Source organism: Bacillus badius NBRC 15713, from assembly GCF_001591605.1.
Taxonomy (GTDB): Bacteria; Bacillota; Bacilli; order Bacillales; family Domibacillaceae; genus Pseudobacillus; species Pseudobacillus badius.
Genome location: NZ_BCVF01000006.1, coordinates 23155 through 35624 on the forward strand (window position 1 = coordinate 23155; position 12470 = coordinate 35624).

Genomic DNA, 12470 nt, shown 5'->3' on the forward strand with positions numbered 1-12470 from the left:
CGTTTTACTTCAATAAGCTCATCGATTGTTCACGCAATTTAAACTTTTGGATTTTTCCAGAGGCTGTCATCGGATACTCCTTTGTAAACCGAATATGTTTCGGGATTTTGTGGCGGGAAATTTTGTCCTTAAAGTAGTCTTTAATTTCATCCGCAGAAGCTGTTTCTCCCTCCTTGAGGATAATCCAGGCTATTAATTCCTCCCCGTATTTTTCATCCGGCACTCCTATGACTTGTGCATCCAATATTTTTGGGTGAGTATACAGGAATTCTTCAATCTCGCGCGGATAAATATTTTCGCCGCCGCGGATAATCATATCTTTTAAACGGCCTGTCACCCGGATATATCCATTCTCATCCATCACGGCGAGATCCCCCGTGTGAAGCCATCCTTCTTCATCAATCGCTTCTTTTGTAGCCTCGAGGTTGTTGTAATATCCCTTCATGACATGGTAGCCCCTCGTACACAGCTCCCCCTGCCTGTTGGGCGGAAGCTCCCTTGATGAACCAGGTTCTACAATTTTGACTTCCACGTCCGGCAGCGCCCTCCCCACTGTTTCGACGCGCAGCTCTACCGGATCATTCGTCCTTGTCTGTGTAATCACCGGCGAGGACTCCGTTTGGCCGTAACAAATGGTGATTTCCTCCATATTCATCATATTCATGACAGCCTTCATGACCTCTACCGGACAGTTAGAGCCTGCCATTACACCGGTACGAAGGCTCGATAAATCATAGTTTGAGAAATTCGGGTGATTAAGCTCCGCAATAAACATCGTCGGCACCCCATGCAAAGCCGTGCATTTTTCCGCTTCCACTGTTGTCAGCACTGCTTCCGGATCAAACTCCTGCACCGGCACCATCGTGGCTCCGACAGTAACGCAGGCCATTGTTCCGATCACGCATCCGAAACAATGAAAAAACGGGACAGGAATACAAAGGCGGTCTTGCTCTGTTAACTCCATGCAGCCGGCAATATGAAAAGCATTGTTAATCAAGTTGCTGTGTGTCAGCATGACGCCTTTCGGGAAACCGGTCGTTCCGGATGTATACTGCATATTAATGACTTCATCCGGTTCGAGCTCGGCTGTCCGCGCATCCAGCTGCTCCTCGGTCACTCGTTCAGCCAGTTCTAAAATATCCGCCCAATTGTAGGTGCCGCTGTATGTTTTCTCACTTAACACCACCACGTTTTTCAGCAGAGGCAGCCGTTTCGATGATAGTTTCCCAGGTTCAGATGAATAGAGCTCTGGACAAATTTCATAGATCGTATCGATATATGAATTTCCGCGGTAATCTTCAATCAAAACGAGCGTCTGGCTCTCTGACTGCTGCAGCAAATACTCAAGTTCAGCGGCTCGGTAGTTCGTATTGACCGTTACTAAAACGGCGCCCATTTTTCCCGTGGCAAATTGCAGGGTCACCCATTCAGGCACATTTGTCGCCCAAACAGCTATGTGTTCGCCTTTATCAATGTCAAGCGCCATTAAACCGCGGGCAGCTTTCCGGCATAGCCGATCAAATTCGCTGTATGTGTACCGGAGATTGCGATCTGGATAGACAAGTGCTTCATGTTGCGGAAGTTGTTTGGCTCTTTTCGCTAATAGTCCTCCGACTGTTTCTTGGATCAATTCGCTCATTGCACCCTTCCCCCTCTTATCTTTTAGCAGCCGAGATGACGCGCAATTACTAGGCGCTGAATTTCCGATGTTCCTTCCCCGATTTCCAGTAATTTCGCATCGCGCAAAAATCTTTCTACGTCATATTCCTTCATATAGCCATAACCGCCATGAATTTGGATTGCCTGGTTGCTCGCACGAAAGCTCGTTTCTGAGGCAAACAGCTTAGCCATCGCTGCTTCCTTGCCAAACGGCTTTCCTTGATCCTTCAGCCAAGCGGATTTGTGTACAAGATTCCGGGCTAATTCCACTTCTGTCGCCATGTCCGCCAGCTTGAATTGAATCGCTTGGAATTTAGAAATCGACTGGCCGAACTGCACACGTTCTTTTGCATATTGAAGAGCTTTTTCCAATGCAGCTTGTGCAATTCCCACGGCTAAGGCGGCAATAGAAATCCGTCCGCCGTCAAGGGTGTATAAAAACTGGCTGAAGCCTTTTTGACTGTCTCCAAGAAGATTTTCTTTCGGCACACGGACATTTTCTAAAACAATTTCACACGTATTCGACGCGCGGACCCCCATTTTGTCGTAGTTGCAGGAAATGGTCACTCCCGGCGCATCCGCAGGCACAATAATAGCCGAAATAATGCTTCTGCCGTTATCCTTCTTGCCCGTGACAGCGGTTACAATAATTTGCCGTGCAAAACCGGCATTTGTAATCCAGCATTTCTCGCCATTAATCACATATTCATCACCGTCCAGCACAGCTTTTGTTCTTGTACCGCCGGCATCCGATCCGGCATTCGGTTCAGTTAATCCAAAAGAACCTAATGTTTCTCCTTTCGCCATCGGCACAAGCCATTCCTGCTTTTGCTCTTCAGTTCCGAAATAAAAAATCGGGCTGGCCCCCAGGCTGATGGCCGCTGCGTAGCTGAGCCCTGTGCCGCCGCAGGCTTTGCCAATTTCCTCTACTGCAATCGCATAAGAAACCGTGTCACCGCCAGATCCTCCGTACTCTTCTGGAAAAGGAATGCCAAGAAGCCCGAGCTCCCCCATCTTTTTAAAGGCCTGTTCGTTAAAGCCTGATGTTTTATCCAGCTCCTGAGCGTATGGCTTAATCTCTTTTTCGGCAAAGCTTCTGACCATATCCTTTAACATTTGCTGCTCTTTCGTTAATTCAAAATTCATGTGAAGTCCCCCTTGTTTTCCATTGGTTTGAGACAGACTAGTCGGTCTCTATGAGCTTTTATAAAAGCCAGTTTAATTGTTAACCGGCTGGCTGTTTAGTAAATAGGCTTGAATATCTTGGTGTTCCATCCCCTGTTTTGTGACGAGCGCATGGACAAGCAGGTCGTTGAATATGCCGCCAATCTCTTCGATGGACAGCTCTCCTTCTTTCTTGAACCATTTATATGTCCAGTTTACCATGCCGATAATCGCCATTGTCGTAATCTCCGCTGACACTTCCGGCCGAAAATCGCCGCTTTTTTGCCCCTCTTGGATAATCTGTAAGATGATCTTGCGGTATTCATCTCTCTTCTCATTGATTTTCTCCTGAAAATCTCCCTTTAGATAGGTGCTTTCCTGATAGAAAACAGTAATGTGCGGCTTATATAAATCAAATACTTTTGTAAATGATAAAATAACCGCGCACAGCCGGGAAACAGGTGTGCTGTAATCAGCATATGCCTGTTTTGCACGATCAAGCACATACGAAATAAAAATATCATGAATGTGGTACAGCAGTTCGTCTTTTGACTTAAAGTTGTGGTAAAACCCCCCCTTAGAAGTACCGCATTCGGCCACAATCTGGTCGACAGTCACTCCATGGTACCCATGCTTTTCAAACATCACCAATGATGTCTCTAGAATTCTCTCTTTTAATGGTTTTTTTTTCATGTTTTATCACCTTTGCTTAGATAGTATCATAACAAAAACTGGATTGACAATTATTTTGTCAGAAAATAAAAAATAATTTATTCGATTTTTTTGTCTGAAGTCTTGTTTTATCAACAACAAAACCGCCGGAGAAAACGGCGGTTTTGCATCAGACAAATCTCTTTCTTACCGTTCGTTTAATTGAATATCCCGCGAATCAATCAGCATTAACTCTTCATATTTATAGTTGTTCTCATTCAGCAATCGGACCGCCTGGGCACGAGTGGCTTTTTCAATCAAGTTGCGTACATACCTGCCATTGGAGAAGGTCTGCTGGCTTCCTTCCCGGACATGGGCAAAGTGCTCGCGCAGTTTCATTTTTGCTTCTTTGCTGAATCTGTATTCTTTTTCCGCCGCCATTTTTTCAGCAATCGACATCAACTGCTCAGGGCGGTAATCCGGAAATTGAAAAACGAGCGGAAAGCGGGACTCCAATCCGGGATTCAGCGTAAAAAAGTGGTTCATCTCCCTCGGATATCCCGCTAATATTAAAATAAAATCATTTTGCTTGTCTTCCATATGCTTAACAAGCGTATCGATCGCTTCTTTTCCGAAGTCTTTTTCCCCTCCCCGTCCGAGTGAGTAAGCTTCATCGATAAATAAAATGCCGCCCATCGCCTTCTTAATTAAATCTCTCGTTTTTTGAGCCGTATGCCCAATATATTCACCGACGAGATCAGCGCGCTCTGCCTCTATTAGATGGCCTTTCGATAAAACTTTCATTTCAAAAAATAACTTTCCGATAATGCGGGCAGCTGTTGTTTTTCCAGTTCCCGGATTTCCTTTAAACATCATGTGCAGCACTTGTTTTCCGGCTTTCAATCCTTTTTCTTCCCTTTTTTTACTTATGAAGATCCAAGCATAAATTTCCCGGATCATTTTCTTTAATTCTTCTAGTCCTACTAACGCATCCAGTTCACTTTCTACCTTCTTCAATACCGCATGCTCAGAAGAACTGGACCACATATAAGGCCGCTCTTCAGAGACTGGCTGCTGGATGCGGTCATTTTTGGTGTGCAGCACAACATTAATTTGTCCGTTATCTTTCATACGGATCGGCTGCTTCATCTCTATCACCCCACCAAGCTTGACGGAGGCCGTCGCATATTGTCTTTTTTTGCGCTTTCCCAAGAAATAATTTCCCTCTTTACAGTCTATTCAGGCCGCAGGCAAACATACGTCTTTCTGCATATAAAAAACGCGTACAGGGGACTGTACGCGTTTAAAGAACATTTTATTCTTGATCTTCTAAAGAAATTTGTACGTTTCGTTGAGGAGCAAATGTAGAGATAGCGTGCTTATAAACGAGCTGCTGCTTTCCATCCGATTCAAACAGAACAGTAAAATTATCAAAACCTTTTATGTAGCCGCGCAATTGAAATCCATTTAATAAAAATACAGTGACGAGTGTTCCGTCTTTTCGAAGCTGATTCAGAAATTGGTCTTGGATATTAATCCCTTGTTTCATATCTTTTCCTCCTCTTTCTATCTATACTTAATTAATTCTATTTTAAATGCAGCTTTCCTGCTATAAAACCCGAAATTTCTTTTATTTTTTCCGGACGCTTCTCCTCATCTGACAAGTCAAACCAGTTGACATCCATTTTATTCCGAAACCAAGTGAGCTGCCGCTTGGCATAATTCCGCGAATTTTGTTTTAATTGCTCGACGGCGGCTTCTAATGTTTCCTCGCCTCTTAAATAACTGAACAGCTCTTTATAGCCGATAGCCTGGACGGCTTGACCGCTGCGAATCCCTTTATCCCAAAGGGTTTTCACCTCTTCAAGGAGACCCGCTGCCACCATCTGGTCCACTCTTTCATTAATTCGGCTATAAAGCATTTCCCTGTCCATCGTCAGCCCAATCAGCGCCGTGTCGTATAATAATTCATTAGGCTGGCTGCTTTGCTGCTGGGACATCTTCTTGCCAGTTGTATAAAAAATTTCAAGGGCACGAATCACTCTTCTGACGTTATTCGGATGAATGGCCGCAGCTGCTTCTGGATCAATTCGCTTTAATTGTTCATAAAGCGCTTCTTTGCCCTCATGAGCAGCCTGTTTTTCCAGCTTTTCACGCAATTCGGGGTTGCCCCCAGACTCAGAAAACTGGTAATCATAAATAACTGATTGAACATATAGGCCTGTTCCGCCGACGATAATAGGCAAAGCGCCTTTATTGGTTATTTCCGTTATTTTCTCTCTGACCAGCTGTTGAAATTCAGCAGCTGAAAATGTCTCATCGGGCTCTTTCAGATCGATTAAATGGTGAGGAACGCCTTCCATTTCTTCAAAGGTCACCTTGGCCGTGCCAATGTCCATGCCTTTATAAACCTGCATGGAATCGCCGCTGATGATTTCTCCTCCGAACCGCTTTGCTAAATAAATGCTTAGCGCCGTTTTCCCGACCGCTGTCGGCCCAATGATCACGATAAGTTTCTCCCGCTGATGCAATCTTTTCACTGCCTTTACCGATTTTCTCTTATCGTACCATACGTAGAATCAGTTATTAAAGCTAATACTCCATTCTCGCCCTTTTTTTTCTTTTTATACGTGCCAAACAAAAAATCCGGCCGCCAACCGCAGCCGGATTTCGATTAGTTTTGAATATCAATTGGGGTTTGTGCATCCCGGATTTCTTTGTCCAGTTCCGCTAAATACTGCTCCGCTGCAGGAGACGGCCAGTCAAACAAGTCCGCCATGACTGCAACCACTTGCTCTTTATACTGTTTGACTTCATCAATGCGGAAAAACAATGCCCCGGTTCGGCGAATAAAGAAATCGACCGGCTTCAATGCCATTTCCTCCGTCACAGCATATAGCAATTGGGCGTACAGCACTTTAGGAAGAAGATCAGAATCCGCCTGTTTAGCGAGCGCAAACAAACGATCAACATTCGTGCCGTACATATGAGCCAAATATTTCCCTTCCGTTTCCGAAAGTCCATAAGAGGATGCTTCTTTTGCTTTCTTTTGAGCAAACGGCTCTAGCTGGTCAGCTCCGCCGATATCTCCTCCCGAGATTGGCAAATGGCGTGTTTGGCAGCTCTTAAAGCTTCTGCCTGTTTCAGCGCTCAATTTTTTAGAGACAAGGTCTACGACGATTTCGGCCATCTTCCGGTAACCAGTCAGCTTTCCGCCGGCAATGGTAATTAGACCGCTGTCTCCTTCCCAAATCTCATCTTTCCGCGATATTTCAGAAGGGTCCTTGCCTTCTTCATAAATCAGCGGGCGTACACCAGCCCAGCTGGACTCCACATCCGCCGGTCCTACTTTCACCTCAGGGAACATGTAATGAATGGATTTCAATAAATAGTCCCTGTCTTCCTCCAGCATTTTTGGATTGGCCGTGTCCTTGTCATCTCCATAGAAGGTATCCGTTGTGCCCACATATGCTTTTCCATCGCGCGGAATCGCAAAGATCATCCGGCCATCCGGAGCGTCAAAATATACCGCTTGCTTCAACGGGAAAATTGATTGGTCAATGACAATATGGATGCCTTTGGTGAGCCGCAAATGTTTGTTATTAACAGAAAGGTCTTTCTTGCGCACCTTATCCACCCATGGACCGGCTGCGTTAACAATTTTCTTTGCTTTTACCTCAATTGTCTTTCCTGTTAATACGTCTTTAGCCTCGATACCGATCACTTTTTGATTTTCATAAATAAAATTTTCAGCTTTTACATAGTTTACAGCTGCGGCTCCTTTTTCAACCGCCTTTTTCATCACTTCTATCGTTAACCGGGCATCATCCGTCCGGTATTCAACATAGTAGCCGCCGCCGACTAATCCTTCTTTTTTTACAAGCGGCTCTTTATGAAGCGTTTCGTCAGCTGTCAGCATCGTTCTTCGCTCTGATTTTTTCACATTGGCGAGAAAATCGTAGACGCGCAAGCCGATGCCTGTCGAGAACTTGCCAAAAGTGCCGCCTTTATGCATAGGCAGAAGCATCCATTCCGGTGTAGTCACGTGCGGTCCGTTTTCATATACTACTGCACGTTCCTTGCCGACCTCGGCCACCATCTTCACCTCAAACTGCTTCAAGTAACGCAGCCCGCCGTGAACAAGTTTTGTGGAGCGGCTGGAAGTCCCTGCAGCAAAATCTTGCATTTCTACAAGAGCCACCTTCATTCCGCGCGTGGTCGCATCTAATGCAATCCCCGCTCCTGTAATCCCGCCTCCGATAACGAGAAGATCAAATTCTTCGTTTTGTAAATGGCTCAGCCATTGTTCACGCTCTACATTTGAAAATTTCATAATGTCCCCTCCAATTGTTAAATACCTCATTTTCACTAAAAGAAAACGAAAAGAGACCTGCCAAAACATAACGATGGGTCATCGCTATGAAGACAGGTCTCTCTGTTTCTCCAGACAATTTATTAACTTAATTTCATTATATCGCACAAGGCTTCAGATTTCAAACTTTAAATACTAAGGCGGCTTCTATCGCTTTTTTCCAGCCGGCGTACAAGCGTGCCTGTTCTTCATTCGCCATTTGCGGTTTAAAGACTTTTTCCACTTGCCACTTAGAAGAAATTTCTTGGCGGTCTTTCCAGAAGCCTACTGCAAGTCCAGCAAGATACGCCGCACCAAGAGCTGTGGTTTCATTGATAATCGGACGTTCCACAGGCACTTGGAGCATATCGCTTTGGAACTGCATCAGAAAATTGTTTTTAACCGCTCCGCCGTCGACACGCAGTGTTTTTAATGAAATGCCGGAGTCAGCCTCCATCGCATCCAGGACATCTTTTGTTTGATAAGCAAGCGATTCAAGCGTCGCACGGACGAAATGCTCTTTAGATGTTCCTCTTGTTAAACCGAATACAGCTCCGCGCACGTCGCTGTCCCAATAAGGCGTACCAAGCCCGACAAAGGCCGGAACAACATAGACACCTCCGGAAGAAGCCACACTGGTCGCATATTCTTCTGTATCAGCCGCATCCTTGACCATGCGCAAACCGTCACGCAGCCATTGAATAGCCGAGCCTGCAACAAAAATGCTGCCTTCAAGTGCGTATTCAACCTTTCCATCTATTCCCCAGGCAATAGTCGTTAATAAGCCGTGGCGGGAGGACACTGCTTTCTCACCCGTATTCATGAGCATAAAACAGCCGGTGCCATATGTGTTTTTTGCCATTCCTTCTTCATAACATGCCTGGCCGAACAAAGCGGCTTGCTGGTCACCAGCCGCACCGGCAATGGGCACTTCCTGGCCGAAAAAATGATAAGGGACCGTCTGGCCGTAAACTTCAGAAGAAGGCCGCACCTCGGGAAGCATCGATGTAGGAATGTTTAAGATCTTTAACAGTTCTTCATCCCACGTTAAATCGTGAATGTTGAATAATAGCGTTCTTGAGGCATTGGAGTAATCGGTCACATGCACCTTGCCGCCGGACAGCTTCCAAATAAGCCACGTATCAATCGTGCCAAATAAAAGCTCTCCCTTTTCTGCCCGTTCCCGCGCACCTTCTACATGGTCGAGAATCCACTTGATTTTCGTGCCTGAAAAATAAGCGTCAATCAGCAATCCTGTTTTCTCACGGAATAATGAATCATACCCTTGATCTTTCAGTTCATTGCAAATATCGGCCGTTTGCCGCGACTGCCACACAATGGCATTATAAACCGGCTTTCCGGTTTCTTTATCCCACACAACTGTTGTTTCCCGCTGGTTTGTAATTCCAATGCCGGCGATTTGCTCAGGGCTAATATTATTTTCAGATAATACAGTCGCAATGCAGGCCAGAATGGTTCCCCATATTTCATTGGCATTATGCTCCACCCAGCCGGGCTGCGGGAAATGCTGAGTAAACTCTTTCTGGGCTACATAAGCCGCTTCTCCTTTTTTATTAAAAAGAATCGCTCTTGAGCTTGTTGTGCCTTGATCAAGCGATAAAATAAACTGTTCCATTCCTTTCTCCTCCCTTTATCAAGCATCTGCTTCGTTTGAAGCTGTATGGTTTTTCTTCCCCATCATCAGTATAACGAGTAAAACAACAAAAGTAACAGCTAACACTCCCCAGAATGCCGGTACAATATCTCCGGTAAAGAAAGCCCGGTAAAACAAGCCGCCCAGTGAACCGCCAAGCAGCGGGCCGACAACAGGTATCCAGGCATATTGCCAATTCGAACCGCCTTTGCCGGCAATCGGGAGCAAGAAGTGAGCGATACGCGGGCCGAGATCACGCGCAGGATTAATGGCATAACCAGTCGTTCCGCCTAAAGATAAGCCGATAGCCACAATTAATAACCCTACGATAAATGGATTCAGTCCTTCTGTAAATTCATTGGCTCCAATCGATAATATTCCAACCGTCAAAATAAAAGTCCCAATGATTTCACTTAACAAGTTGGAAAAGGTATGCTTAATTGCCGGCCCGGTAGCAAACACACCCAGCTTGGCTCCCGGGTCATCCGTCGCTTTCCAATGAGGCAGAAAGTGCAAGTAAACAACGGCTGCGCCGATGATCGCCCCGATCATTTGTGCAGCAATGTAAGGAGCAACGTCTCCCCAGGCAAAATCGCCGGCAAAAGCTAAGGCCAGCGTGACGGCAGGGTTTAAATGAGCGCCGCTAAATTGGCCCACAGCATACACAGCCATCGCAACAGCCAGCCCCCATCCCCAAGCAATCACCATCCATCCGGAAGCAAAAGCAAACGACTTTTTCAAATTCACATTTGCACAAACCCCGGCTCCAAATACAATTAACAAAGCTGTTCCGAACAGCTCTCCCCAAAATGGTGTCATTCTTTTTTACTCCCTTTCTCCGTGAAATAAGTACTATCCAAGAGTGCCTTGTCAGATGAACAGAGCCCTTAAAGCAAAAAAAAACAAAAAGATCCACAACAAACAGCCGCAAAAATTGCGTGTGTTGTGAATCTCTTTGTTCTCCATCACAAATTATTAACTTATCCTTAAGATAATACGTTTTGAAAGCGCCGTCAACTAATTTACCATACATTATTTATTAATAATATAATTTCCACAGTTCCCGGTCAGAAGTTGTAATGGCACAGGCCCCGGCTTCCAGCGCCTCTTCCACTTCTTCTCTCGTTTCGATCAGCCCGCCCGCGAAAATCGGTTTTTTAGTTTTTTCATGCAGCTCTTTAATGACCTTGGGCACTACCCCCGGCAGTACCTCAATATAGTCGGGATCGGTCCGCTCAATTAATTTAATGCTGCGCTCCAGGGCGCTTGAATCGATAATAAAGGCCCGCTGTGTGGCCAGAAGCCCTTTTTGCTTTGCCCTGACGATGGCGTTTCCCTTTGTGGAAATAATCCCATACGGTTTTACATATTGTGCAATGAATTCAGCTGCATATTCATCGCTTGTCAAACCGTGGATTAAATCCAGATGCAAAAACATCTTTTTTCCATGCTGCCGGGCATAGTCAAATACACTCTTGACCATGCCGACATGCAAATCTAAAAACACTCCATACTCAAACGGAGTTTCAAGCATTTTATCAAAATCTTTCATTGTCCGAACTGCCGGCAATATTTTTTGGCCGTGAAAATTCATCGGCTGCACCCCTTTTATTCTAATTCTCTTTTTGGCTAAACGAAAAGTTGTCTGTCATTAGCTGAGCGGGAGCATTTTTTCCTTCTTTAAAGGCTTCCCTCCATATAAGAAAAAGATGATCGTTACGAGGCCGAAAATGGAGCTGATAACAGCAAAAAAGCTGACCGCCTGAAACAGCTGCAAAGCAAGCCCACCTAAGTAAGGACCAGTCAGGCTGCCGATGCTGAAGGCCATGCCGCACAAGAGATTCCCCGTTGGCAGCAAGGGTCTTGGCATCAAATCGGTCATAAAGCTAATGCCCAAGCTAAAAGTAGAACCGACCAGCATCCCTGCGAGAAATATGCACATTAATAGCAAGGGATACATCTGATCAATGAGCGCGGCACTAAAAAACAATAACGTTCCAGATAATAAGACGATGGATAATATCCTCTTTCTTCCGTATTTATCGCTCATCATGCCTAATGGAAATTGGAAGACGATACCGCCAATTGCGAATGACATTAAAATGATGGAAATTTCTTGAACAGACAAGCCGGTTCGCACACCGTAGATCGGATAAATTCCATTAAAGGACGTCTCCAAAAATCCGTAAGCAAACGTTGGCAAAAAAGCGAGCCACCCATAGCGGAAAGCTTCCCTAAACCGTTTCATTGTTTCCCACATTGAATTGGTCTCCACCTGCTGCTCCGGAAAATCATTTTTAAGGAAAAATAAAAAGACCCAGCAAACTAAACAAAGAACCGCCGAAAGGATAAACGGCAGAGCTTCACCGTAATGGATGAGCCCTGTCATCAATGGACCAGCAGCAAATCCCAAGCCGAAAAAGAGGCCGTAAAGCGAAATATTCCTCCCGCGCCGCTCAGGAGAAGAAAAAGTCGTAATCCATGTTTGCGTGCCGAAATGAAGCGCATGATCGCCGATTCCGATCAAGAGACGTAAAATAAACCAAAACCAGAATGATTTCCACAAAGGAAAAGCAAACAAAGCAGCAATCACCAGCAGGCCGCCTCCGATAATTACGGGCTTGTAGCCAAATTGCCGCAGAGGTCTTTCCATAAACGGCGAAACAAGCAATATACCGATATACAAACCAGTCGCATTTAATCCATTCAGCGAAGCTGGCATGCCTTCCTGTTCAAATAACACTGCAATCAGCGGCAGCAGCATCCCTTGGCTAAATCCAGAGATGGCCACCACACTGACAAGTACACCTAACCGAAACCGTTCTCCTGTATTAGCCATAATAACTCTTACTCACCTCTTATGTCCTTGCGCTGCATCTAAAATTTCTCTCTTTGTCTATATTAGGCTATTTCGCTTGGCTCGTATAGAGAGGAAGCGGCAAAACTGTTTTGCCTTATTTTTTTAACTTGCACATCACGTAACGTGATGTT

The 12470-nt window shown here is 45.3% G+C and carries 11 protein-coding genes; all 11 read right to left on the minus strand.

All coding sequences use genetic code 11. From position 1 onward, the window contains the following. Positions 1-4 precede the first annotated feature (4 nt). Positions 5-1630 (minus strand): AMP-binding protein, encoded by a 1626-nt coding sequence (locus tag BBA02S_RS04665; protein WP_041100350.1) that lies wholly within the window; start codon positions 1628-1630, stop codon positions 5-7. 32 nt (positions 1631-1662) lie between these two features. Beyond that, entirely contained in the window at positions 1663-2805 is a 1143-nt protein-coding gene (locus BBA02S_RS04670) for an acyl-CoA dehydrogenase (protein WP_041100156.1), read from the minus strand. Between the two features lie 72 nt (positions 2806-2877). Then, positions 2878-3516 carry a TetR/AcrR family transcriptional regulator gene (locus BBA02S_RS04675; protein WP_041100154.1) on the minus strand — a complete coding sequence of 213 codons (639 nt, stop codon included), beginning with the start codon at positions 3514-3516 and terminating at the stop codon, positions 2878-2880. 165 nt (positions 3517-3681) lie between these two features. Beyond that, positions 3682-4623: a stage V sporulation protein K gene (gene spoVK, locus BBA02S_RS04680; RefSeq protein ID WP_041100348.1), complete on the minus strand. Its 942-nt coding sequence runs from the start codon at positions 4621-4623 to the stop codon at positions 3682-3684. Between the two features lie 166 nt (positions 4624-4789). Then, positions 4790-5023 (minus strand): RNA chaperone Hfq, encoded by a 234-nt coding sequence (gene hfq, locus BBA02S_RS04685; RefSeq protein WP_041100152.1) that lies wholly within the window; start codon positions 5021-5023, stop codon positions 4790-4792. A gap of 37 nt (positions 5024-5060) precedes the next feature. Further along, entirely contained in the window at positions 5061-6005 is a 945-nt protein-coding gene (gene miaA, locus BBA02S_RS04690) for a tRNA (adenosine(37)-N6)-dimethylallyltransferase MiaA (protein WP_041113123.1), read from the minus strand. Between the two features lie 143 nt (positions 6006-6148). Beyond that, positions 6149-7807, minus strand: a complete 1659-nt coding sequence (locus BBA02S_RS04695; protein WP_041100148.1) for a glycerol-3-phosphate dehydrogenase/oxidase — start codon at positions 7805-7807, stop codon at positions 6149-6151. 160 nt (positions 7808-7967) lie between these two features. Next, positions 7968-9461 carry a glycerol kinase GlpK gene (gene glpK, locus BBA02S_RS04700; RefSeq protein ID WP_041113122.1) on the minus strand — a complete coding sequence of 498 codons (1494 nt, stop codon included), beginning with the start codon at positions 9459-9461 and terminating at the stop codon, positions 7968-7970. Between the two features lie 18 nt (positions 9462-9479). After that, positions 9480-10298: an MIP/aquaporin family protein gene (locus BBA02S_RS04705; RefSeq protein WP_041113121.1), complete on the minus strand. Its 819-nt coding sequence runs from the start codon at positions 10296-10298 to the stop codon at positions 9480-9482. Between the two features lie 220 nt (positions 10299-10518). Further along, positions 10519-11073, minus strand: a complete 555-nt coding sequence (locus tag BBA02S_RS04710; protein WP_041100142.1) for a glycerol-3-phosphate responsive antiterminator — start codon at positions 11071-11073, stop codon at positions 10519-10521. A gap of 57 nt (positions 11074-11130) precedes the next feature. Further along, positions 11131-12318, minus strand: coding sequence for an MFS transporter (locus tag BBA02S_RS04715; RefSeq protein ID WP_041100140.1), 1188 nt, complete (start codon positions 12316-12318; stop codon positions 11131-11133). Between the last annotated feature and the right edge of the window lie 152 nt (positions 12319-12470).

Excerpts from the sequence above, each read along its gene's own strand:
- BBA02S_RS04670 (WP_041100156.1), bottom strand. The coding sequence starts at position 2,805 with ATGAATTTTGAATTAACGAAAGAGCAGCAAATGTTAAAGGATATGGTC.
- BBA02S_RS04675 (WP_041100154.1), bottom strand. The coding sequence starts at position 3,516 with ATGAAAAAAAAACCATTAAAAGAGAGAATTCTAGAGACATCATTGGTG.
- spoVK (WP_041100348.1), bottom strand. The coding sequence starts at position 4,623 with ATGAAGCAGCCGATCCGTATGAAAGATAACGGACAAATTAATGTTGTG.
- hfq (WP_041100152.1), bottom strand. The coding sequence starts at position 5,023 with ATGAAACAAGGGATTAATATCCAAGACCAATTTCTGAATCAGCTTCGA.
- BBA02S_RS04695 (WP_041100148.1), bottom strand. The coding sequence starts at position 7,807 with ATGAAATTTTCAAATGTAGAGCGTGAACAATGGCTGAGCCATTTACAA.
- glpK (WP_041113122.1), bottom strand. The coding sequence starts at position 9,461 with ATGGAACAGTTTATTTTATCGCTTGATCAAGGCACAACAAGCTCAAGA.
- BBA02S_RS04705 (WP_041113121.1), bottom strand. The coding sequence starts at position 10,298 with ATGACACCATTTTGGGGAGAGCTGTTCGGAACAGCTTTGTTAATTGTA.
- BBA02S_RS04710 (WP_041100142.1), bottom strand. The coding sequence starts at position 11,073 with ATGAATTTTCACGGCCAAAAAATATTGCCGGCAGTTCGGACAATGAAA.
- BBA02S_RS04715 (WP_041100140.1), bottom strand. The coding sequence starts at position 12,318 with ATGGCTAATACAGGAGAACGGTTTCGGTTAGGTGTACTTGTCAGTGTG.